Raw genomic sequence first — 23,190 nt, forward strand, 5'->3', positions numbered from 1 at the left:
AAGGCGGTTTTTTGTGACATTAGATACTCTTTGAATATGCCACCAGACGCTGAGACATATGATTCACTTCATCAACTGAAGCGTTCACTTGCTCTGTTAAAGCAGCCTGTGTTTGCGTAAGAGCTGTCATATTAGAGATATTTTCAAGAATTTGATCGATTTGTGTTTTCATTTCAGTTAAACTAGATTCGATATTTTCTGTCGCATTGGCACTATGAAGCGCTAGCTTACGCACTTCATCGGCAACGACTGAGAAACCGCGGCCCTGCTCGCCTGCTCTTGCCGCTTCAATTGCGGCATTCAAACCAAGCAGATTCGTTTGGTTTGCCACTTCTTTGATCAAGTCTGAAATGTTCTTCGTCTCATCTGCACTGTTTTTCGCCAGATTAGCAGCAGACGTTGACTGCTCTTGAGCGACAGCAAGCTCCTGTGCTTGGTTTGTCACAGAGCTGATGCCAGATACCATTTCACTAATAGAACTTGAAAGCTGCTCTACTTGAGAAGCCATTTCATTCGCTGTTTTTTCTTTATTTTTTTCTAACGTAATATCACGAATCGTTCCTGCAACACGTAAAGGGACACCCTTCTCATCACGAATGGTCTCACCGCCCGCATGATACCAGCGGTACTCGCCATTTTTACTCTGCAATCTATAATCAATGTCAAATGGTGTGCGGCCAGAATGGTCATTTAAGTGATCCGAAAAGGCCTGGAGAGCCGATTCTTTATCTTCAGGATGCAAACGATCACTCCAGCTGCTCAACACGTTCGGGAAATCCTTTTCATCTGTAAAACCAAGCGTTTTTCTAAACTGTGGAGACCACCAGAATTCATTGTTTGGATTGACAGAATCACCAGCCTCTACAACCATATCCCAAGGAGCTTCCACAAGCGCACGGTTGATCAAGTCATATCTTGTCACGAATGCTTGCAGCTCTTCTTCTTTCAATTTCTGATCATGAATATCAAAAAGAGCCCCTGCCACACGAAGAGGTACCCCATTTCGATCTCGAATCGTCGTTCCAGTTGCTTTGAACCAGCGATACTCGCCATTTTTCAACTTCAGACGATACTCGATATCATACGGTGTACGGCCAGAATGATCCAATAAATGCGTAGAGAATGCATTCAAGGTGTATTCCTGCTCATCTGGATGAATTCGAGATGCCCAGCTGTCTAAGACATTCGGAAAATCGTTTTCATTTTGAAAACCTAGCATTCTGCGGAAATCATCTGTCCATGTGAATTCGTTTTTTGGATTCACAGGATCTCCTGCTACAACCGTCATATCCCATAGACCCACTTTAATCGCTTTTGTCACTAAATTCATACGCATATGAATATCTTCTTGCGCTTCTTGCATCTTTTGCAACGCTTCATTTATTTGAGCCACTGCTTCTATTGTTTGACTAGAAGAGAATGCAGCAGTATCAATTCTGGCTGAAAAATCTCCCTTCTCAATTCGTTCAACTAATTGACTGCTTTCACTAAGAAGGGCCCCCGACGATGAATCACTTGCTTTTCTCATAAACATCTTCAATAACTCCTTTCATTCTTCCATACTTTTTTGAAATATTTTACAGTTATAAATAATTCTTTATTAGGACTTTAGTAATACAAAAGATATATCGACAAAAACTGAAAATTGTTTATGTCAGAATGAAGGCAAATGTTCATTTTTTCACGAAGTTTCAGATTTTGGGGATGGGTCATGGAAAGGATTTATGGAAGAAAACGGCTCATTTGATAGAATCAACCGCCTATTTTGTCTGAAAAATCTCTTTTTTTATATTGACACTGACCGCTCGAAAAAAGAAAATGGAACATAAGCATTTTAAAAAAGGAGAACGTCATGAGCGCGAATCAGGAACAACACGAATTAAAAAAGCTTTTATCGCCGCGTCATATTCGCATGATTGCGATGGGCGGGGTCATTGGTACAGGAATCTTTAAAGGAAGTGCCGATACAATCGGCTTAGCAGGTCCTGGAGTCATCTTTTCCTATGTATTTGCTGGATTGCTTCTTCTCATTGTCATGGCGGCTTTAGCTGAAATGGCCATCGTCTACCCGGGGAATAACCTTCGCGACCTCATACAGATTGCGCTTGGTCAACGTTTTTCATTTGTTGTCGGATGGGTTTACTGTTTTATGTGGCTCACTGTATGTGTCATTGAAATCATTGCAGCGGGGAGTTTACTTCAATATTGGATGCCAAACGTACCTTTATGGTCTTTATGTTTACTTTGCTCGCTCTTAGTCATCGGAATTAATTTAAATAATGTAAAATACTTTGGTGAAATTGAGTTTTGGTTCGCTGGAATGAAGATTTTCGTTATTATTGTGTTTATTATTCTCGGTGCTGCATTATTATTTGGAATCATTCCGAGCGAACAAAGCACGCCTGTTCTCACCAATTACCAAAACTTTGTCCCGAACGGATGGGGTGCTGTCTTTGCCTCATTATTAGTGGTGATCTTCTCGTATGGAGGCTCTGAATTGATCGGGCTGACCATTACAGAAACAAAGGATGCAGAAAAGGTACTACCTGGTGTTGTCAAAAGTATGATGTGGCGCATCATCTTGTTTTACACACTGCCGATTTTGATTATTTGCGGACTCATTCCTTGGAATCAAATCGATCCGAATAACAGTCCTTTTGTCCAAGTCTTTTCAGCAGCTGGCATGCAGGGTGCCTCTCACTTCATTAATTTCGTCTTAATTACAGCCGTTCTATCTGCCGCCAACTCTGGTATTTACGGCACGACGAGAATGATTCATTCTCTATCTAAATCAGACGGCGGTCCAAAAAAGCTGGCACAGGTCAACAAAAGAGGTGTACCTATTTTAAGTTTATGGGTGACCGTTCTGTTTCTTTTAATCGGAACATTCTTTGCTTACTTGTATCCAGATCAAATTTTCAGCTATATGCTGGCTATCCCTGGTTTTGCGGTTTCTCTTATTTGGATCAGCATCTGTCTGGCACATTTGAAACTGCGTCCAAGATATCCGCAGGAACCGTATTTCAAAGTTTGGTTATTTCCGTATTTCACTTTATTTGCTGGTCTTGTACTCAGTGTCAGTTTTGTTCTGTTCCTATTCAGACCAGAGAACTTACCTAGCTCGATTATCAGCATCGGTTTCTTAGCAGCCGCCATCATTGCTTCATTTTTAATGAAAAAGAAAGCTTAGAAACGAAGCAAAAACCCGCCTCAGTGGCGGGTATCAAATTGTTGACAAAGGGCTAAAATGAACTTGATTTTAGCCCTTTGTCTTCTTTTCAGCGTGATAGAAAACCTTTGCAGTCTAGGAAGGACGAGTACTGGCGCGGAGCGAATTTGACATTCGTGAGCACCAGCGCGCAGGACTGACACCGAATGCGAGGGTTTGTCTACACGCTGAAACCCGCCTCAGTGGCGGGTTTTTTCATGAGCAGCTGCTGCGACTTCGAAATCAACAGACGCTTTTGGGATGCCGTTGATGATGATGGTTAATGTATGAATGCCCTCATAGTGCTTTCTCGTTGTCATATTTTGAAACGACTGTGACCGGACAAATTCTCTATGCAGCGCCGATCCTGTTTCAAATTCTGTGATTTTAAATACCTTTTGATTGCGTGTACCACGAGCTTTCACGTAATCAACGGCATACTCTACGCGCAGCTTTAATGGCTTATCTGCCTGAAGAATAAAATGAAAGGTCAGCTTCTCTCCAATACGAACGGGGTCTTGCGTCACCTTCAAATCCGTTACTTGGATAGACGGATCATCTCCATAGCCAAATAAAGCCATGATATCTGGATCGCCTTTTTTCAATAACGTACGGGATGCATGTTTGACAATCCAGTTTGTATGTTCATTGGTTCCATACCAGCTTTTGACCATTTGCTTCATGAGGTCTGGCTGAATTGCAGAAATATCATTTAAATGATTCGCTACACTTTTTTGCACATACTTGGCCGAATCTGACTTCAAATTTTCTAAAATGGGCAGCGTGACAGAAGGGTCCTTTTTCAGCGCAGGGACGGATAATCCCCACGGCAAACGAGGCCTGCATCCTTCACTAGCGAGACGGCGAATATGTTCATTTTGATCCTGTGACCACACAAGCATCTGCGCCAGCATTTTCTCTTGATCTCGAATGAGAAAAGGTCGAACGGCAAATTCAGCAGTGGAAAACGGTGTAAAGAATTCAAGTGCTTTGATCGAGATATCCCAATGGTCAACACCATATGTCTCGACGTAGTCTGGAAATACAAGCGCACTGAGCCCTGTAAAATGCGGTGCTGTCTGACGCAGTACATCGATTGCCTTCTCATAATCCTCAGGCAGACAGGCGTACATCGATTCAGTTACTCTTCTCATTCGTCCTTTCAACTCGAGCTGCTCCCAATCCTCTTGAAACACAAGCTGCTGAAAGTGATCAGCATCAAATACAGTTGACGCTTGCGCAAGTTTTTCTGCTAAATGTTGAATAAATGGTTTATTATATACATGTTTTAAAGGTTCGATCGTGTCCGCCTCCCATAGCTCAATATCATTATTTTATCCTAAATTGTCAAAAGCGGCATAACAACAAACCAAAAACAGCCCAATCCCGAAGAATTGAGCTGTTGTGCCGTTATATAAACATATTAATGATCATAATAAATGCAATGGCGCTAACGGAAATGATGGTCTCCATAGCCGTCCATGTCAAGAACGTCTCTTTAATGGTCATACCAAAATACTCTTTGATCAACCAAAAACCAGAATCATTGACATGAGACAAAATCAGTGAACCCGCTCCTGTTGCTAAAACAAGCAGCTCTCTGCTCACATCCGGCATGGATGCAGCGATTGGGGCTACAATTCCGGCCGCTGTCATCATGGATACTGTAGCAGATCCTGTTGCCACACGAATAACCGCAGCAATCAGCCAGCTAAGTAAAATCGGTGAGATTGGGGAGTGTTTGGCTAAATCAGCAATATAATCCCCAACGCCTGAATCGATCAATACATTATTGAACGCTCCGCCTGCACCAATCACAAGCAGAATGGAAGCGATCGGTCCCAAACATTCATTACTAAATGACAGCACTCGGTCACGGCTCATCCCTTGTATAAAGCCAAGGCTAAAGAAAGAATACACTGTTGCAATCAATAAAGCTGTTATGGGATCTCCAATGTACTTGAACATCTGATACCACATACTATCCTCTGGCAAAATAATATCCGCCAACGTGGCAAGCAGCATAAGAATGACCGGCACCAAAATGGTAAACATCGTATTCGCAAAACCAGGAAGCTTCCGATCAGCATGTCGTTCCGTGAATTGCTTTCTGAGCATCTCTGGAACTGGTTTATGTATTCGTTTTCCAATCCACTTACCATACAACGGTCCAGCAATAATAGCTGTTGGCAAACCGACGATGATTGAAAAGAAAATCGTTTTCCCCACATTGGCATGATAGATGCCTACTGCTGCCATTGCAGCTGGATGAGGCGGGACTAGCCCATGCACAACAGACAAGCCTGCGATTAATGAAATCCCAATCGTCACGAGCGAAATGCCCGTTTCAATCGCAATGGTAAAGAGTAAGGGAATGAGAAGAACAAATCCGACCTGGAAAAAGACAGGTATCCCCACGATAAAGGCTACAAACATCATCGCCCAATGCACATTCTTCGTCCCAAAACGACTGATGAGTGTTTGAGCGATCCGCTCAGCACCCCCTGACTCAGCCATCATTTTCCCAAGCATGGTCCCAAGCGCTAGCACAATCGCCAGTAACGATAACGTGTTCCCTAATCCCGTTTTAATCGATTGAATGATTTCCTGTAAATCCATTCCTGTAGCAAAACCTACTAGCATAGAGGTAATAATCAAACTCACAAACGGATTCAACTTAGCGACTGTAATGAGAATGAGTAAAAGGACAATCGCCGCAATCACAATGAATAAAAGCATGTTCTCCCACCTTTTCCCCGATGTTTAACGATTTTGTTTTAATTGCAACGCACTAATGACATCAAATTCATCCTTCAGTTTGTCATAGAGACGCTCATATAAATAAAATAGCTCTATGTATGTTTCGTTGTTCTCCATATTTGGTTCATGGCGAGCAGAAATACGAATCCATTCCTGTACTTCTTCTATCTCTTCCATATGACCTAAACTATGAAGTGCAAGGACAGCCGCCCCAAGTGCGGAAGCCTCGTAGCTTTCTGGAACGAGCACTTCTCTGCCCATCGTATCCGCCAAAATCTGCCTCCATAGCGGGGATCTCGCAAATCCACCAGAAGCCCGGACATCCTTCGCTGGACCTGTTAAATCTCTTAGTGCCACACCGATCGAGAAAACACTCATAATGACGCCTTCTAACACGGCTCTAATAAAGTGCTCGCGCTTATGCTGAAGACCAATCCCGAAGAACGTGCCTCTTGCGTTTGGATTCCAATAAGGTGCACGCTCACCTGTTAAAAATGGTAGAAACAGCAGTCCTTCTGAGCCAGCTGGAACCTTCTCTGCAATATCAATCATCAGATCGTAAGGGTCTACACCTAGACGCTTCGCTACCTCCACCTCTGACGACCCAAATTCATCCTTCAGCCATCTCAGCATAATCCCGCCGTTATTGGTCGGTCCTCCGACTACCCAGTGCTTGTCCGTCAATGCATAGCAAAATGTTCTTGATTGCTCATCTGTAATCGGCTGATCTACGACTGTACGTACTGCACCACTTGTCCCAATCGTGACTGCTACCTCACCTTTGCCAATCGCACCAACACCAAGATTCGCTAGGACACCGTCATTCGCACCCACAACAAATGGTGTATCTTCTTCAATGCCCATTCGCAGTGCAATTTCTGGCTGAAGCCCACGCAGCTGATGCGTCGTTGGAACAAGTTCAGACAGCTGATTCACCTGAATTCCTGCAATACGTAGGGCCTCCTCGTCCCATTGAAGCGTTTCCAATCGGAACAGTCCTGTTGCTGATGCAATTGAATAATCGACCACATACTGACCGAAGAAATGATAAAGAACATACTCTTTGATGGAAATGAATTTTGCTGCCTGATTGAAGACGTCAGGTGTCATTTCCTTGATCCATCGTATTTTTGAAAGCGGTGACATTGGATGGATCGGTGTTCCGGTTCTTTTATAAATTTGAAAGCCATCTAAGTCCGTTATGATTCGTTTCGCTTGTTCTGCACTTCTGTTATCAGCCCAAATGATACTGTTTGTTAATGCTTTTCCATTCTCATCCATGACGATTAACGAATGCATCGCCGTACTAATTCCCACACCTATGAGGTTTTTTGCATCAAATGCTGCTTTCGTCAATGCGCCTCTTACACTCGCAATCACAGCATCTAAAATATGTTCAGGGTTCTGCTCAACCCATGCTGGCTGGGGGTGAATGAGGTCATAAGGAACAGAATGTTTTGATATGACTTTCCCCTGTGGTCCAAATAGAACCGCCTTTGTACTTGTTGTTCCAATATCCAAACCAATTACCGCCTGGTTTCCCTTCATCTGTATCACGCCCAATCATTGATTTGAAATAAAGTGTCGTGGTGCCGGTGTACCTGATAAATCCCATTATAGGAATATTTTTTTCGACATTCAACGATCAAAAAGAAAATAATTTTCATTTAAAACCTTAGAATCGTTACCACAACAGCATTTTTCACTAATAGAAAAATTTATTTTTGAAACCATTACACTCTTTTTTGAGAAATGGTTTCTCTCATTTGCTTTAAGTTTGTTAATGTTTCCTGCTGCCTTAAATGTGCAAGCGCAAAATATAGCACATCAATCACAGTAAGCTGGGCAAGCCTAGCAGACATCGCTTCCGTTCGGAAAGCCGTTTCTTGCGTTGATGTATACAGCGTGACATCTGCAAGCTGACTCAATGGAGAACGCTGATAGCTTGTAATGCCAATGGTTTTCGCTCCTTTTTCCTTGGCTGTTTTCATCGCATCCAGCAAATCCTTATTTCGACCAGAATGAGATATACCAAGCACTGTGCTCTTTTGATCAAGCAGACCTGCCGACATCGCTTGAAAGTGAGAATCTGTATGAACAATACAGTTGATGCCTGTTCTCATAAATTTGTGAAAAGCATCTGTGGCGATGAGGCCAGACCCACCGCTGCCATAAAACTCTAAGCGCTCTGCTTCATGGATTAATTGTACGGCTTTTTCTACATCTTTTGGATTCAACAATTGAAAACTATCCTTTAATGCAGTGATGTTTGCCTGAAATACCTTTTGCATAAAAACGGCAGTATCATCGTCAAGACTCATCTCTTCATCTACATAATCAGGCTTCGTTTGGTCTATTTCCTGGGCAATAGCAATCTTCAAATCTTGATACCCCTCAAATCCAAGCCTTTTACAAAGACGAAAAATCGTTGCCTCTGAGCTCGCTGTCTTTTTGGCAAGCTCGACAATCGACAAATGGATGATGTCGCGGGGCTCACTTGTAATGTGCTCAGCAATTGCTTTCAGTTTTGGCGGCAATCCTCTGCTTGCTGCCCTTATCTTATCCATACTACTTAAACTGACAGAAGCCAATTGACTTCACTCCTTCCTCATTCATGTGAGCGCATACATTTCCTCATGTTCCCATCTTATAAAAAAGAAGCCTGTTTGCACAGACTTCTTTTTTAAGAATTCAAGACTTTGATCATTAAATCAAAAAACCCTTCAGCATCTACATCCATACACACTTGAAGATTGCGATCTTTTCCCCATTGATGCTGAAAATCACATATCATTTGACCATCGCAGAACTCACTCTTCGTCTCCACTTCTACATGAAAAGCCTGTGTATTCACAAGTTGTTTATCAATTGCAAGACTTACAGCAAGCGGATCATGCATGGCACATGCCCACACCCCATTCCGCTCAAAATAGCGCTGGCGGTAAATGCTTGTGCTCTCTCTGATATAACTGGCTAACGTTTCATTTTGAATGGCATCAATTCTCTCATCCGTTAACAAGACCTGTCTCGTGACATCCAGCCCTACTTGAGTCAATGAAGGGAAACCAGCCTCCAGCACCAATTTCGCCGCTTCTGGATCTGCATATGTATTAAATTCCGCAACCGGTGTGACATTTCCCTGTCCCTGCACGACACCCCCCATAAAAATGACTTCTTTCACATGATGAATCAGCTCAGGGCATTTTTTTACCGCAAGGGCTAAATTCGTTAACGGCCCTGTCAACACGAGCGTAACCTGCTTCGAATACTTCAGCACTTGGTCAATGATAAAATCAGGCGCAAAACCTTCATCTGCGGTCTTCTTAGGCCGGGCGTCCTTTAAAGCGCCGCCAATTCCATCCTCCCCATGCACCCGATGTTCATAATGAGGGGCTCTCAAAAGAGGCGTCGCTGCACCTTTGATGACAGGGATTTCCTCTACCTCAACCAGCTCAAGCACTTTACACGTATTCAACGTAGCCGCTTCAACAGACACATTCCCGCACACCGTTGTGATCCCCAACATATCAAACCGCTTACTTTTCACTGCAAGCAAAATACCAATTGCATCATCAATTCCAGTGTCTACATCCAAGATCAATTTCTTTTTATTTGCCATGTTTGAAGCTCTCCCTTGTTTGTAAGTGTTGTTAGGGGAATGATAGCATATTATTTTGGTCATCGTTTTTGAAAGAACATACGGCTAACGGATATTTTTCACTCTTTTTCTCCAATGTCTCTAAGATACTGTTCTCGTTCCTCCTTAGTAAAACTTTTAAGGTAATTTTCTTTCACTTCCGGCTCATCTTTATATTCTTCCCAATCTATAAAGCGGTCTGATAAGTCAGGGTCATAACTCATTGAACCGATTTTTTTAGCTCTATATTGTAAAGAAGCTGAGAAACCGTACTTTTCCGGTTCATCATTTATATATCCTCTAATTACGATGTAGCCCATTGGATCAATAGTTACCCTCTTCTTAAACGTTATGGTCTTAATAAAGTGATGGATGTCTTCTTTGCGTAAACATTCTTCTATTTTAGGCTTCATTTTTTCTGCGAGCTCTTCTGCTTTTTCTTGATCACTCTTTGCTTTTACCACATCATTTGATTTACTTTGCTTATTGTGCTGAGTGACTAACGAAGTCACTGAGACAATGATGATAACGACCAAAACAGATACAAGTTTTAAAGTATTTTTCATACAACGCAACACTCCTTACAATCAAAACTTCTCAATTAATGATAATAAAAAAATAAAACAGGTGGGTAGACACCTGCTTCACTCTTTTTCTCCAATGTCCTTTAGATATTGCTCTCGTTCTTTTTCAGAGAGTCGTTTAAGATAGTTTTCCTTTAATTCTGGTTCATCTTTAAATTTATCCCAATCTTTAAAACGATATGACAACTCAGGATCATAACTCATTGAACCGATTTTTTTAGCTCTATATTGTAAAGAAGTTGAAAACCCGTACTTCTCCGGTTCATTATTTATATAGCCATCGATTATAATATCCCCCATAGGATTGATGGTCACATCTTTTTCAAACGTTATGGTTTTGATAAAGTGATGAATATCTCTTTTGTGTAAGTGCTCTTCAACCTTAGGTTTCATCTTATTTGCAAAATCTTCTACTTTTTCCTGATCACTTTTCTCTTCCACTACTTCATCTGACAGACTCTTATTAAAGTACTCTACAATAAAAACAGTTACTGAGATGATAACGGCCACAATTATAATAGAAAATTTCATTGTATTTCTCATAAAAAGCAAAACTCCTTAATAAGATTTTTAATCCATCGACTAATGAAATTGACAAAATAAAAACAGGTAGGCATGTACCTGTTTTACTCTTTTTCTCCAATGTCCTTTAGATACTGTTCACGTTCCTTTTTAGAGAGACTATTCAAAAAATCTTCTTTCACTTGCGGATCAAAATCATCCCATTTCTCGAAACGGTCTGATAAATCAGATGAAATGCTCATAGAACCCACCTCTTTAGATCTATATTCTAATGATGCAGAGAACTCAAATCTTTCTGGTTCACCATTCACGTATCCTCTAATTCTTATATATCCCATTGGATTAATGGTTACTCCCTTTTTAAAAGATATGGTTTCGATAAAATTATGAATATCCATTTTACGTAAACGCTTTTCTATATTCGGCTTCATTTCCTCTGCGAATTCTTCGGCCTTTTCTTGATCACTTTTCTCTTGCACTACTTCCTCTGAAAAACTCTGATGAATGTACTCTACAACAAACACAGTTACGGAGATGACGGCGACCACAATTATGATAGAAAATTTCATGATATTTTTCATAAAAAGCAAAACTCCTTGATGAACTTTAATCAGCTGACTATTGAATTTGACAAAATAAAAACAGGTAGGCTAGTACCTGTTTTACTCTTTTTCTCCAATGTCTCTCAGATACTGATCACGTTCCTCCTTAGTAAAACTTTTAAGGTAATTTTCTTTCACTTCCGGCTCATCTTTATATTCTTCCCAATCTATAAAGCGGTCTGATAAATCAGGGTCATAACTCATTGAACCGATTTTTTTAGCTCTATATTGTAAAGAAGCTGAGAAACCGTACTTTTCCGGTTCATCATTTACATAACCATCAATCGTAATATCTCCCATTGGGTTAATGGTCACATCTTTTTCAAACGTGATGGTTTTGATAAAGTTATGAATATCTCTTTTGTGTAAGTGCTCTTCAATCTTGGGTTTCATCTTCTCTGCAAGTTCTTCTGCTTTTGCTTGATCACTCTTTTCCTTGACCGCATTATTAGATTGAATATGCTTGTTAACCTGAACGATTAACGAAGTCACTGCGACAAGGATGACTACAAACAATACAGATAAAAGCTTTATTGTGTTTTTCATGTCTACCGTTGTCACCTTCTTAATAATGAAAAATAAAAAACAGGTAGGTGATTACCTGCTTTATTATTTTTCTCCAATATCTTCAAGATACTGTTCACGTTCTTTTTCGGAGAGTCTTTTAAGATAGTTTTCCTTTAGTTCAGGTTCATCTTTGAATTTATCCCAGTCTTTAAATCGATAAGATAATTCAGGAGAAAAAGTCATGGTACCTACTTCCTTAGATCGATATTCTAATGATGCAGAGAAGTCATACTTTTCTGGGTTACCATTAATATACCCTCTAATTATTATATAACCCATTGGATTAACATTTACTCCCTTATCGAACGTAATGGTTTTAATAAAGTTGTGAATATCTATTTTATGTAAACGTTCCTCTACTTTCGGTTTCATTTCTTCTGCGAATTCTTTTGCTTGTTTTAAATCGTTCTTCTCTTTCACGATTGTTTCACCTTCTGATTCATTCAATTTTTTTTCTTTATCTTTTTGAAAAACAAGTGATAATACTAGAATAAAAACGATAGTAATCAAAACAATCAGTACAACCTTAAATGTATTTTTCACAAAAATTATCCCACCTTTTAAATATTCAATCGATAGGTTTTTATACCTTTTTTTATAGATATTTATCATACAATATCTTATAATATACATGATAATTATTACAGGAGTGTAAATGTTGACCAAAAATTATGCAATTAATCAACTTAGCGATAAAGAATATAATGAAATATCATCAGCATCTTATGATATCTTCAACTATGAAAATTCTAAAGATATACACTTGAAAAATGGTAAAATAATGTATGTTGTTGACCACCAAGAAACAAAAAAAGGTCTTAACTCACTAACCCTTGTATCAGAAGAAGATTTTGAGCGCTCCGATGGCGGCAAAGACCTCACCAAAATCAAAAACGCCGTCATCGCCTACCGCGGGTCAGAACCGATTGGCGCAGGCCAATATAAAGATACCATTAAAAAACATGGAAAAAAAGAGTCAGATGATCTTCTTTCTACCATTTTGACAAAGCTGCCTCCTTTTAGCCAGTCAGAGACGTCAAAGGAAGTGACGACGAAGATGACGACAGGGACAACGACCTATACAAATGAGATTGTACAAGATTGGTTGATTTCAGATACGAAGTATTTAATTAAAAATATCCCTTTTGAACACGGTGCAGAGAATCAAATGGTGCAAGCGGACCGGTATGCGAAAGAGATCCATAAGAAAATGCCGAATGCGAAGATGTATGTGACAGGGCATTCACTTGGCGGGTCAAATGCTTCTTATGTTCTTGTCAAAAATGATTTTATTCAAGGTGGGGTCACCTTTGAGAATCCGAATATTTACCCAAATCTATCGGATGGTCTGCAAGCCAAAGCATTAAAAGGTGATTACCGTAGTAGATTAACAGAATATATCAATCTCAATGACGGGCTTTCTCTCTTAAATCGTCATACGACAGAAATCGGTCGTGTGAAAGTGATGTATGATGCCGCTTTACCTGAAGGCGTCGATTACACTGAGGACTCCTCAAAAGCCGTCCAATTTATGAAAAATCTCCTCAATCGGGCAATGAGTGTGAATCCTTCACTTGATGCGAATTTATTTCTTGAAGCCCTCGCCGGCAGCCATGGCTTAGACCGGTATTCCTTTTCGTCAGATGGCTCCGTTCAAACCATTGATGATATGTTGAGAAAAAACCCTTCTCTCACTACCGCCATGTTACATCAATTGAGCCAATCAAATGTTCATCCGCAAAGTGTGGTAGCGATTTTAATCAAGTCGCATGTTCTCATGAACACAGGTCGTAAATTCTCCACATATGCCGAGCACCATATGCAGCAAATCATTCGCAAAATTGAGAAACTCGATGACAAAGTGGATCAATCGGTAGAACGAGTACGTTCAAGATACAAACAAATTGTCGGTTTTGGCTCGTATGATCAGCTGACGGCTTCAGATGTGGATGCTGTCATTCGCCACTTAAAAACAGAGGGTCTTGACAATGAGTTCTATTCAGTTAAAAAGTATGATGCAGCGATTGATCATGCGATGGATATGAAAAGGTGGATGGACTCAATATCAGATGATATGAGCCAGCTAGGAAAACAATACCACGATGCAGATACAACCCTTGCCAAGAATATGGGTATTTCTTAAGGAGTACGACAAATGGAATTTTCAAAGAAACAACCAACAGACGCAGATCGTTTTTTGCAGAGAGTCACAGATACGCATACATCTAGCTCCATCTTCTCTCAAGCAAACTTTAACACGGAAGACATGACACCAGCAGAGCTAGCTGCTTTGAAGGCAAAGATCAAAGAAGAACAGAAAACAGCGCTGATCAGAGCCATCCGGCATCAACTTCAAAATGAATTTGCAGAGGATCGCCAAGAAGCCAAAAAAATAGTAGATCTGATTGATGACCTTCTGATTAACGTGTACAAACATCAAAGGAACATCCAAACCCATATGTCAGGTGAAGCCATTGACGCCTTAATCGAAAAAATCGAAAAAAGACTCACATTTTTTGAGCTGAAAGAAGATGTTCAATCAGCCATTGATTCAATCGGCATTTAAATGAACCTTCTATCCGGTGAATCTTTTCCCTGTCTCACTCGTATATACTAAAAGAGTGATTGATTTGAAAGGAGATCTGTTTGTGGGATATATGTTGTTATTTTCGGTTGTGATCGGTCTTGTCTTGACCCTTTTGCTCACACCACTCAGGTTGATCGTTAGAAAGAAAGGGACCGAACAACAGGTGCCGCTTATGTGGATTGCAGGACTTGCCCTGCTGTTCATCATCGGGATTTTCGGCTTCTACTACATCACCAATTTAGACCGCAACCCATCATCACTGTGGCTCATTGGACTTGTTGTGACAGCAGCAGGTGCCTTTTTATCAGTGGGATTGGAGCGAAAGATCAAAGGCGTATTATTTCTCATTTTATTGTTGCTCGGTGTTTATATGGCAACAGCTTTTCTATTTAATGCAAATGAGAAATTCGACGTTTCTAAAATGGAGCAAAAAGTCGAAATCAAAGCGTTTGATGAGACAGAAACACCTGCGAGTGTACCACCGCAATTTGCTCGCAATAAGATGAAGAAATCGTTCGGACAGGTGCCAAACACAAGCTACTACGAGCTTGGCAGCTTGCAAATTCAGAAGGTCAATGGTGAGTATGTGTATATCGCACCCGTCGAGTTCTCCGATTTCTTTAAATGGATTCGTTCTGGTAGCACACCGGGTTACTTTACATTAAGTGCTACCGACTCATCTGCCAATCCAAAGTTTGTGAAAACCGAGATGGTCTATACGCCTTCTTCTTATTTCAATAAAGAAATTGAGCGGCATATCCGTCTTCAGTATCCAGATTTGATTTTCTATGGAGACACGCAGCTAGAGATCAATGATGATGGCAAGCCTTATTACATCCAAACATTTGGAGATTTCATCTCTGCACGAAACGGGTTTAAAGCTTCAGGTGTGGTTGTTGTGGATGCCAAAACGGGTGAAACGAAGAAATACGCCTTAGACAAAGTACCAGCCTTTATTGATGGCGCTGTGTCACCAGAGGCCGTCAGTCTGCAGAATAGTTACTTCGGCAACTATGTACATGGTTTCTGGAACAGCCTCTTTGGAAAATCAGATGTGAAGCTGCCTTCTGATGAGGGGACTGAAGCCAATGTAAGTCCGGTGTTTGATTCAAAAGGGGATATGTATTACTTCACAGATTTCACCAGTCCAAAAGAGGGCGTTGATTCCATGCTCGGGTATGCACTAACAAATGCCCGAACAGGAAAAGCCACGTATTATACGGGTAATCTTGAAGAATCCTACATGGATTCACAAGGAGCTTTGCAAATTATTGAGAAACGATTTATCGAGAAGAAATGGAAGGGCCGCATGCCGATTCTTTATAATTTCTATGGGGAAGCAAGCTGGCTTACACCTGTTCTCGATTCAAATGGGTTCCTGCAAAACTACTTTATTGTTTCGGCAGCCAATCCTGAAATCGCCGCATACGCTTCTACACCAAACGAAGCACTAAGAGCCTATAAAACAGCTCTTCAAAAAGGCGGCGGTACCGTCAATAGTTCATCAAAGCAAGAAAAGAAAGAGTCAACAGGTAAAGTGAAGAGGGTGTATAAGGAAAAGACCGGTGATTATACAACCGTCACCTTCTTACTAGACGATGGGAAAAACTACACGATGTCATCTGAAAAAGAGCCTCTTATTATTTATTTAAAAGAAGGCGATCAAGTCAACATGAAGTATACAGATACAGGTGAGATTTTCCTCCCAGTCGATGAAATCAACATCAAAGGATTATAAAAAAAAAGACGTTTCTCCTACTGCGGAGAAGCGTCTTTTTTCTCTTTTCTCAACAACTCAACAAGCAATTCCTTATTTTTATTCCCACCTGTCATCGGGGATTCGACATAGGAAAATGTCCGTTTAAAGTCCATTCCCCTTACAGAAATGACAGCCAATTCTCCGCCAATGCTGCCCCGCTGGAGGACATATTTAGATAAAACAGACAGCCCCATTCCATGAATGACAGCTTCTTTAATCGCTTGATTGCTGCTAAATGTCACAAAGGTCCGCGCTTTCAGTCCATTTGATTTCAGGACATGCTGTAAGTATTCTCCTGTCCCAGATCCTTCTTCTCTTGTGATCCATGTTTCATTTTGCAATTGATCAATGGTGACATCCTTTTTCTTTGCAAACGGATGGTCTAATGGTGCAACGATATACAGTTCATCCTCTAGAAACGTTTCCACAGAGAGTTCTTTGTCATTGGTTTGTCCTTCGATCAGTCCGATGTCGACATGGAATAAGCGAACATGTCTGGCAATCGCCTCTGTATTATCAATGACTACCTCAATATCAACATGCGGATAAAGCTGATGAAATTGTGCCAAAATTTGCGGCAGCACATACTCCCCAATGGTAAAACTCGCTCCAATCGTGAGCTTCCCTCGTGCCAGATGATGATGCTCATAAATATCCTGCTTCGCCTGTTCATATAAACGAATGATTTGTTTTGATCGATGGTACAGCATATCCCCAGTTGGCGTCACCGTTAATTGCTTTGGCGAACGATTGAGCAGAACCGTCTGAAATTCCTGCTCCAAATTCTTAATGTGAAGACTGACACTCGGTTGAGAAATCCGCAGCTTCTGAGCTGCTTTTGTAAAGTTTTTCTCTTCTACCACTGTCACAAATGTCTTCAGTGCATCATAATACATCTGTCCCTCTCCTATCAGAAATCTTAATCCTACATCTTCAATACATATATCTTACTAATTCCTTTCCAACTCGTAAAGAACAGCCTAAACCAATCAATTTAATAAAAATATTTACTAATTTTTTTAAAGACTCTATACTGAAAGGAGATATTTTCTATAGGAGGTGCTGACTTGGCAGCTAAAATAAAGGACATTGCGGAAAAAGCCGGATTATCCATCGCCACCGTGTCTCGCGTACTGAACCAAGATCCCAACCTATCGGTTACGGATCAAACACGTGAGAGAGTATACGCGGCAGCAGAAGCTTTGTCCTATCAAAAAAAGACATTCAAACATTCACTAAAAAAAATTGCCTTTCTCTATTGGATGACAGAAAAAGAAGAGCTTGAAGATATTTATTTTAAATCCATTCGTCTAGGCATTGAGGAACTCACCAATACCAGAAGCTTAAATGTTACCGCTCACAACCCATCTGATGGTCTTCAATCGATTGATCCTTCTACAGAAGGCATCATCGCCATCGGTCGATTTAAAAAAACTGAGCTTGATCAATTATATGCGATCACAAAACATATCGTCTTTATTGATACATCACCAGATGAAGACCGCTTTGATTCTGTGAAACCAAACCTGAAACGAATTGTAGAAAAGATTATTGATTCTTTTATCGAAAAACAGCACACATCCATCGGATTTATTGGCGGGACAGATCTTGATCTCAATACAAATAGGCGTATTCCAGATATTCGTGAAACGACCTTCCGCCAGTACATGACAGCACACAACAAACTGGATGAGCAATTGGTCTATATCGGTCACCATTTCTCTGTAGATGAAGGCTATTCATTGATGATGAAGGCGATCGACGAGCTCGGTGATCACCTGCCAACCGCTTTTTGTGTCGCAAGTGATCCTCTTGCGATAGGCTGTTTACAAGCATTAAATGAACGCGGTTTTTCTTTACCAAATCGAGTGAGTGTCTTTAGTATCAACGATATTCACGTCTCTCAATATGTGTCACCACCGCTCACAACTTATCACATCCATACCTCTTTACTTTGCGAGACAGCTGTCGATTTACTTTTAGAAAGACTTGTTGATGGCAGAACATTACCAAAAACCGTGCTGATTGCCTCAGATCCTGTCTTTCGGAAAAGCACGATATAAACAGCTGGAAGCCCTGCCGTATGTGGCGGGCTTCTTTTCTCTTTATTTCGGTAAAAAATTTTACTTAATAAATTTAATAAAATATGTTTACTTTTTTTACTCAAGTTGATATTCTCACATTAAGAAAGCGTTTTCTTATCATCTGTGAAAAAAGAACGAGAGGGGATTACGAATGAAAAAGGGAAAATGGGCGACATTATCGGCAGTCGTTGGTACTGCTGTGCTGCTGCTGTCAGCATGCGGACCAGGAGATGACAATTCAAGCGGTACACAGCCGGCATCTACAGGTACAAAGACCTTGCTAGTGTGGGAGGATGTCAAAAAGTCGGATGGGATTCAAGACGCCGTCAAAGAATTTGAAAAACAAAACGACGTGAAAGTCAAAGTGGTCGAAAAAGCATATGCCGACCAAATTGAAGCGCTTCGTCTTGATGGCGCAGCCGGCACTGGTCCAGATGTCATCACCATGCCTCACGACCAAATTGGATCAGCTGTCACAGAGGGATTGTTACAAGAAATCAAACCAGATCAAAAAGTAATCAATTCCTTCACAGACGAATCGATTCAATCACAAACGGTAGATGGTAAGCTGTATGGCCTGCCAAAATCCGTTGAAACCACTGTGCTTTTCTATAACAAAGACCTTGTTAAAAAGGCACCAACGACACTCGATGGCTGGTATGACCTTTCGAAAAAGCTGACAAAGGACGGGAAATACGGTTTTGTTGCGAAGTGGGATGAAATTTATTACGCACAAAGTGTATTAGGCGGTTCAGGCGGCTATATTTTCAAACAGAAAAACGATGGGTCTTATGACGTCAATGATATTGGTCTTAATAACGACGGTGCCATCGAAGGCGGAAAATACATTCAGACATTCTTTAGCGAAGGACTTTTCCCGAAAGGCATCATTGGTGAGCAAGGAATCAATGTCCTCAATTCCTTATTCACTGAGAAAAAGGCTGCGGCTGTGATTTCTGGTCCATGGTCATTTGGTCCTTATAAAGAAGCGGGTATCGACTATGGCGTGACGGAATTGCCAACACTCCCTAACGGAAAACATATGAGCTCGTTCTTAGGTGTAAAGAGCTACAACGTCTCCTCTTATTCTAAAAATAAAGAACTTGCCGAAAAATTTGTTGAGTTTATCACGAACGAAAAAAATTCAAAAAAGCGCTTTGAAGTAACAGAGGAAATTCCACCAGTGAAAAAGCTGATGAAAGACCCAGTCATTACTGAAAACGCTAATGCGGATGCTGTTTCAAAGCAAACGAAATATGCCACGCTGACACCGAATAATCCAGAGATGGCAGAGGTGTGGAAGCCGATTGACAGTGCATTAGGACTGATTGCGACTGGCCGTACCGATGTGAAAAAGGCATTTGATGACGCGGTCAAACAAATCGACTCGCAAATTAAAGCGAATCACTCCAAATAAACATCAAGCGCAGGTAGCTGTTCATCTATCATGCTGCCTGCACTTGATCTAATTTCATATGAAGTAGGTGTTAAACGTGACGGGTAACCTTGAACTAGACCGCACACACATAGTGGAATCAAAGACACACCGGAGACGGGCGCTAATGTTCTCTCTTATACCCGGGATGGGGCAAATATACAACAAACAGTATGGCAAAGGGGCACTCTTTTTCCTGTTTGGCGTTTCTTTTCTACTTGTGTTTTATGATTTATTCAATATTGGCTTCTGGGGGCTGTTCACACTTGGTACGATGCTGCCTCGTGACAACTCTGTTTTCCTTTTAGCAAAAGGAATTATTGCACTTTTAACAGCTGGATTTGGCATCGGTTTTTATGTACTCATGATACGAGATGCATTTATGAACGGAAAGAAACGTGATCAAGGGGTTCCGCTTCATTCCATCCGTGCTCAATACCATCAGCTCATCGATCAAGGCTTTCCTTACTTAATGAGCACTCCTGCTTTCTTTTTACTTCTATTCTCTGTTGTCTTTCCTATTATGTTCAGCTTTGCGCTGGCCTTTACAAACTATGATTTATACCACTCGCCTCCTGCCAATCTCATTGATTGGGTAGGCATCAAAAACTTTCAAAATATCTTTTCAATCGATATTTGGAGAGACACATTCATTGATGTACTGGGCTGGACGGTCGTATGGACGTTGGCTGCATCGACCCTTCAATGTGCTGTCGGCATTTTTCTAGCGGTTCTGCTCAATCAAAAAGATTTAAAAGGAAAACGGTTTTTCAGAACGATTTTGATTCTGCCGTGGGCTGTTCCAGGATTTGTGACCATTTTGGTGTTTGCTGGATTGTTTAACGACACGTTTGGTGCGATCAACAATACCCTTTTTGCATCGATTGGAATTGATCCAAAACCATGGCTGACAGATCCATTTTGGAGCAAAATTGCTCTTATTGCGATGCAGACTTGGCTTGGTTTTCCTTTTGTGTTCATTATGACAACCGGCGTTTTGCAGGCCATTCCTGAAGATTTATACGAGGCTGCAACCATTGATGGGGCAAATTTCTTTCAGAAATTCCGTTCCATTACATTACCGCTTGTCCTCTATTCAATTGCACCTATATTAATCACGCAATATACGTTTAACTTTAACAACTTTAATATCATCTACTTATTTAATGGCGGGGGGCCGCCTGTTGCTGGATCCACAGCGGGGGGCACAGACATCTTAGTGTCTTGGATTTACAAACTGACGATGCAGTCTTCTCAATATGCACTCGCTGCCGCTGTTACGATCTTACTGTCAATCTTCGTCATTGCCATTGCACTTTGGCAGTTTAAGAGAACGAATTCATTCAAAGAGGAGGACATGATGTGATATGGGATCAAAACAAAATAAGCTCATTCGTCTGAGTATCACTTATTTCATCCTTTTCATCGCCTCCGTATGTATTCTATATCCACTCCTTTGGACGATCGGTGCTTCCTTTAATCCTGGGAACAGCCTGATGAGCACAAGCATGTTTCCGAAGAATCCAACGTTCAGCCACTTTACAGAACTCTTCTTCGGTCAAGGAGCACTTTATGCAAAATGGTATTGGAACTCAATGAAAATCAGTATTGCGACTATGCTCTTAACGTTGATACTTGTCAGCTTTACAGGTTATGCCTTTTCTAGGTTCCGATTCAAAGGACGCAAGAATGGACTGATGCTCTTTTTGCTGCTGCAAATGATTCCTCAATTTTCAGCACTGATTGCCATATTTGTATTGGCTCAAATGCTTGGACTCATTAACAGCCACCTTGCATTGATTTTGATTTATGCAGGCGGACAAATTCCGATGAATACGTATTTAATGAAAGGCTATCTTGATGCGATTCCAAAGGATCTCGATGAATCAGCCAGAATGGATGGCGCAGGGCATTTCCGGATTTTCATTCAAATTATTATGCCGCTCGCTAAGCCCATCTTAGCCGTTGTCGCGATCAACTCATTTACAGGTCCACTGGGTGATTTCATCATTTCCAGTGTCATTGTCCGCTCACCTGAAATGTATACGCTCCCAATCGGTCTGTACAATCTTGTGTCAGATAAAATGGGTGCCAGCTACACGACCTTTGCAGCCGGGGCTTTACTCATTGCAATTCCAGTCGCTTTATTGTTCCTTGTTTTACAAAAACAATTTGTGTCCGGTCTCACACAAGGCGGGACAAAAGGATAAGGGGAGATTTGATGAAAAAATGGTTGCTTGTCACTGTTGCCTTTTTCTTTCTGATAGGGTTAGGTGTTTTGCCTGAAGCTAAGGCAGATGCGATTTCTGTTCAGCCGATCAATGGACTGCAAGGTGATTTCATCAAGGGAGCCGATATCTCGATGCTTGCAGAAGTGGAGAAAAGCGGCGGCAAATACTACAACCAGAACGGACAGCAGGTTGATCCGCTCAAGCTATTAAAGGATAAAGGCGTCAACTATGTGCGCATCAGACTCTGGAACCATCCATACGACAACCAAGGCCGTGCCTATAACGGCGGGACAAACGATTTAAATACTGCCATTGCTCTATCGAAACGTGCAAAAGCACAAAACATGAAAGTGCTGCTTGATTTTCACTACAGTGATTTCTGGACCGATCCCGGTAAACAGTTCAAACCGAAAGCTTGGACCAATCTCTCGCAAAGCGATTTAGAGAAAGCGGTTGGCACTTACACAAGCGATGTGCTCAAAGCGATGAGAGCACAAAATGCCCTGCCAAATATGGTGCAGGTCGGGAATGAATTGAATTCAGGTATGCTTTGGCCGAACGGAAAAAGCTGGGGTGAAGGCGGCGGTGAATTTGACCGACTCGCTGCTTTGCTAAAAGCGGGAACAAATGCTGTCCGCTCTGTCGATTCAAACATCAAAGTCATGCTTCATCTTGCACATGGAGGGGACAATGGTGCATCTCGCTGGTGGTTTGATGAAATCACCAAACGAGGCGTTTCGTTCGATACGATCGGTTTATCTTACTACCCGTATTGGGACGGCGGATTTAGCGGTCTTACTAACAATATGAATGATATTAGCGCCCGCTATAACAAAGATGTCATCGTGGTAGAAACCGCCTACGGCTTTACAACAGCAAATGGTGACAACCTCGATAACTCATTTAACCAAGATTCAGTCAATACAGCCGGTTATCCAGCATCACCACAAGGGCAGGCATCTTTTATACGAGATCTATCAGAAAAAATTTCACAAGTGAAAAACCATCGCGGGAAAGGGTTCTTTTATTGGGAGCCGCTTTGGATTCCAGCAAAAGGTGCTCCGTGGTCTAGTCAATACGGGCTCGCTTATATTCAAACAACCGGGACAGTCGGGAATGCTTGGGAAAATCAGGCCATGTTTGATTTCAACGGAAAAGCCCTGCCTTCTCTTGATGTATTTAAACAAATGACACCGTAATTAAACAGATAGGAC

At 41.3% G+C, this 23,190-nt stretch carries 21 protein-coding genes; 9 read left to right on the forward strand and 12 right to left on the reverse strand.

Features of this window, described 5'->3' with window-relative positions; genetic code table 11:
• Positions 1-19: 19 nt before the first annotated feature.
• A complete protein-coding gene (locus ABG082_RS18400) occupies positions 20-1,534 on the reverse strand; it encodes a PAS domain-containing protein (RefSeq protein WP_216895395.1) in 1,515 nt (504 codons plus the stop codon).
• Positions 1,535-1,852: 318 nt separating this feature from the next.
• Between ABG082_RS18400 and ABG082_RS18405 the strand changes: the two genes are divergently transcribed.
• On the forward strand, positions 1,853-3,190 hold the full coding sequence (locus ABG082_RS18405; RefSeq protein ID WP_007498042.1) for an amino acid permease: 1,338 nt from the start codon (positions 1,853-1,855) through the stop codon (positions 3,188-3,190).
• Between the two features lie 218 nt (positions 3,191-3,408).
• Here ABG082_RS18405 and ABG082_RS18410 read toward each other — a convergent pair whose 3' ends face one another.
• From ABG082_RS18410 to ABG082_RS18455, 10 genes are all read right to left on the reverse strand, one after another.
• Positions 3,409-4,341: a DNA alkylation repair protein gene (locus ABG082_RS18410; protein WP_348936831.1), complete on the reverse strand. Its 933-nt coding sequence runs from the start codon at positions 4,339-4,341 to the stop codon at positions 3,409-3,411.
• A 277-nt stretch (positions 4,342-4,618) separates the two neighbouring features.
• Positions 4,619-5,947 carry a GntP family permease gene (locus ABG082_RS18415; RefSeq protein WP_048002495.1) on the reverse strand — a complete coding sequence of 443 codons (1,329 nt, stop codon included), beginning with the start codon at positions 5,945-5,947 and terminating at the stop codon, positions 4,619-4,621.
• A 24-nt stretch (positions 5,948-5,971) separates the two neighbouring features.
• On the reverse strand, positions 5,972-7,516 hold the full coding sequence (gene gntK, locus ABG082_RS18420; protein WP_048002496.1) for a gluconokinase: 1,545 nt from the start codon (positions 7,514-7,516) through the stop codon (positions 5,972-5,974).
• A gap of 185 nt (positions 7,517-7,701) precedes the next feature.
• Positions 7,702-8,535, reverse strand: a complete 834-nt coding sequence (locus ABG082_RS18425) for a MurR/RpiR family transcriptional regulator (RefSeq protein ID WP_048002518.1) — start codon at positions 8,533-8,535, stop codon at positions 7,702-7,704.
• A gap of 116 nt (positions 8,536-8,651) precedes the next feature.
• On the reverse strand, positions 8,652-9,587 hold the full coding sequence (locus tag ABG082_RS18430; protein WP_048002497.1) for a nucleoside hydrolase: 936 nt from the start codon (positions 9,585-9,587) through the stop codon (positions 8,652-8,654).
• 98 nt (positions 9,588-9,685) lie between these two features.
• On the reverse strand, positions 9,686-10,171 hold the full coding sequence (locus ABG082_RS18435; protein WP_017368376.1) for a hypothetical protein: 486 nt from the start codon (positions 10,169-10,171) through the stop codon (positions 9,686-9,688).
• A gap of 78 nt (positions 10,172-10,249) precedes the next feature.
• Positions 10,250-10,732: a DUF1433 domain-containing protein gene (locus ABG082_RS18440; RefSeq protein ID WP_348936372.1), complete on the reverse strand. Its 483-nt coding sequence runs from the start codon at positions 10,730-10,732 to the stop codon at positions 10,250-10,252.
• Between the two features lie 83 nt (positions 10,733-10,815).
• Positions 10,816-11,292 (reverse strand): DUF1433 domain-containing protein, encoded by a 477-nt coding sequence (locus tag ABG082_RS18445; RefSeq protein WP_348936373.1) that lies wholly within the window; start codon positions 11,290-11,292, stop codon positions 10,816-10,818.
• 81 nt (positions 11,293-11,373) lie between these two features.
• Positions 11,374-11,859: a DUF1433 domain-containing protein gene (locus ABG082_RS18450; RefSeq protein WP_206114110.1), complete on the reverse strand. Its 486-nt coding sequence runs from the start codon at positions 11,857-11,859 to the stop codon at positions 11,374-11,376.
• 63 nt (positions 11,860-11,922) lie between these two features.
• Complete coding sequence (locus ABG082_RS18455; protein ID WP_206114111.1) at positions 11,923-12,423, reverse strand: DUF1433 domain-containing protein; 501 nt, start codon at positions 12,421-12,423, stop codon at positions 11,923-11,925.
• A 115-nt stretch (positions 12,424-12,538) separates the two neighbouring features.
• Here ABG082_RS18455 and ABG082_RS18460 point away from each other — a divergent pair, with 115 nt between their 5' ends.
• The 3 genes from ABG082_RS18460 (at position 12,539) to ABG082_RS18470 (ending at position 16,205) form a co-directional block, all read left to right on the forward strand.
• The gene (locus ABG082_RS18460; RefSeq protein ID WP_348936374.1) at positions 12,539-14,023 is read left to right on the forward strand and encodes a lipase; all 1,485 of its coding nucleotides are present in this window, start codon (positions 12,539-12,541) and stop codon (positions 14,021-14,023) included.
• Positions 14,024-14,035: 12 nt separating this feature from the next.
• Positions 14,036-14,446, forward strand: a complete 411-nt coding sequence (locus ABG082_RS18465; RefSeq protein WP_024720438.1) for a hypothetical protein — start codon at positions 14,036-14,038, stop codon at positions 14,444-14,446.
• An 82-nt stretch (positions 14,447-14,528) separates the two neighbouring features.
• The gene (locus tag ABG082_RS18470) at positions 14,529-16,205 is read left to right on the forward strand and encodes a hypothetical protein (protein WP_203143868.1); all 1,677 of its coding nucleotides are present in this window, start codon (positions 14,529-14,531) and stop codon (positions 16,203-16,205) included.
• A gap of 17 nt (positions 16,206-16,222) precedes the next feature.
• Here ABG082_RS18470 and ABG082_RS18475 read toward each other — a convergent pair whose 3' ends face one another.
• Entirely contained in the window at positions 16,223-17,122 is a 900-nt protein-coding gene (locus ABG082_RS18475) for a LysR family transcriptional regulator (protein WP_025208260.1), read from the reverse strand.
• Between the two features lie 171 nt (positions 17,123-17,293).
• On the opposite strand from ABG082_RS18475, the gene ABG082_RS18480 reads away from it, so the two are divergent.
• From ABG082_RS18480 to ABG082_RS18500, 5 genes are all read left to right on the forward strand, one after another.
• On the forward strand, positions 17,294-18,289 hold the full coding sequence (locus ABG082_RS18480) for a LacI family DNA-binding transcriptional regulator (RefSeq protein WP_348936375.1): 996 nt from the start codon (positions 17,294-17,296) through the stop codon (positions 18,287-18,289).
• Between the two features lie 172 nt (positions 18,290-18,461).
• The gene (locus tag ABG082_RS18485; protein ID WP_008347347.1) at positions 18,462-19,727 is read left to right on the forward strand and encodes an extracellular solute-binding protein; all 1,266 of its coding nucleotides are present in this window, start codon (positions 18,462-18,464) and stop codon (positions 19,725-19,727) included.
• A gap of 145 nt (positions 19,728-19,872) precedes the next feature.
• Positions 19,873-21,111: a sugar ABC transporter permease gene (locus tag ABG082_RS18490; protein ID WP_045033662.1), complete on the forward strand. Its 1,239-nt coding sequence runs from the start codon at positions 19,873-19,875 to the stop codon at positions 21,109-21,111.
• Position 21,112: 1 nt separating this feature from the next.
• On the forward strand, positions 21,113-21,955 hold the full coding sequence (locus tag ABG082_RS18495; RefSeq protein ID WP_007497274.1) for a sugar ABC transporter permease: 843 nt from the start codon (positions 21,113-21,115) through the stop codon (positions 21,953-21,955).
• Between the two features lie 11 nt (positions 21,956-21,966).
• Positions 21,967-23,175, forward strand: a complete 1,209-nt coding sequence (locus ABG082_RS18500; protein WP_348936376.1) for a glycosyl hydrolase 53 family protein — start codon at positions 21,967-21,969, stop codon at positions 23,173-23,175.
• Positions 23,176-23,190 lie beyond the last annotated feature (15 nt).

The organism is Bacillus sp. BS1807G30 (assembly GCF_040047675.1).
GTDB lineage: Bacteria > Bacillota > Bacilli > Bacillales > Bacillaceae > Bacillus > Bacillus altitudinis.

Coding starts and splice junctions, on each gene's coding strand:
- ABG082_RS18410 (WP_348936831.1), bottom strand. CDS start 4,341: ATGTACGCCTGTCTGCCTGAGGATTATGAGAAGGCAATCGATGTACTG.
- ABG082_RS18475 (WP_025208260.1), bottom strand. CDS start 17,122: ATGTATTATGATGCACTGAAGACATTTGTGACAGTGGTAGAAGAGAAA.
- ABG082_RS18405 (WP_007498042.1), top strand. CDS start 1,853: ATGAGCGCGAATCAGGAACAACACGAATTAAAAAAGCTTTTATCGCCG.
- ABG082_RS18440 (WP_348936372.1), bottom strand. CDS start 10,732: ATGAGAAATACAATGAAATTTTCTATTATAATTGTGGCCGTTATCATC.
- gntK (WP_048002496.1), bottom strand. CDS start 7,516: ATGAAGGGAAACCAGGCGGTAATTGGTTTGGATATTGGAACAACAAGT.
- ABG082_RS18430 (WP_048002497.1), bottom strand. CDS start 9,587: ATGGCAAATAAAAAGAAATTGATCTTGGATGTAGACACTGGAATTGAT.
- ABG082_RS18450 (WP_206114110.1), bottom strand. CDS start 11,859: ATGAAAAACACAATAAAGCTTTTATCTGTATTGTTTGTAGTCATCCTT.
- ABG082_RS18425 (WP_048002518.1), bottom strand. CDS start 8,535: ATGGATAAGATAAGGGCAGCAAGCAGAGGATTGCCGCCAAAACTGAAA.
- ABG082_RS18490 (WP_045033662.1), top strand. CDS start 19,873: ATGTTCTCTCTTATACCCGGGATGGGGCAAATATACAACAAACAGTAT.
- ABG082_RS18445 (WP_348936373.1), bottom strand. CDS start 11,292: ATGAAAAATATCATGAAATTTTCTATCATAATTGTGGTCGCCGTCATC.
- ABG082_RS18435 (WP_017368376.1), bottom strand. CDS start 10,171: ATGAAAAATACTTTAAAACTTGTATCTGTTTTGGTCGTTATCATCATT.
- ABG082_RS18485 (WP_008347347.1), top strand. CDS start 18,462: ATGAAAAAGGGAAAATGGGCGACATTATCGGCAGTCGTTGGTACTGCT.
- ABG082_RS18500 (WP_348936376.1), top strand. CDS start 21,967: ATGAAAAAATGGTTGCTTGTCACTGTTGCCTTTTTCTTTCTGATAGGG.
- ABG082_RS18465 (WP_024720438.1), top strand. CDS start 14,036: ATGGAATTTTCAAAGAAACAACCAACAGACGCAGATCGTTTTTTGCAG.
- ABG082_RS18415 (WP_048002495.1), bottom strand. CDS start 5,947: ATGCTTTTATTCATTGTGATTGCGGCGATTGTCCTTTTACTCATTCTC.
- ABG082_RS18495 (WP_007497274.1), top strand. CDS start 21,113: ATGGGATCAAAACAAAATAAGCTCATTCGTCTGAGTATCACTTATTTC.
- ABG082_RS18400 (WP_216895395.1), bottom strand. CDS start 1,534: ATGTTTATGAGAAAAGCAAGTGATTCATCGTCGGGGGCCCTTCTTAGT.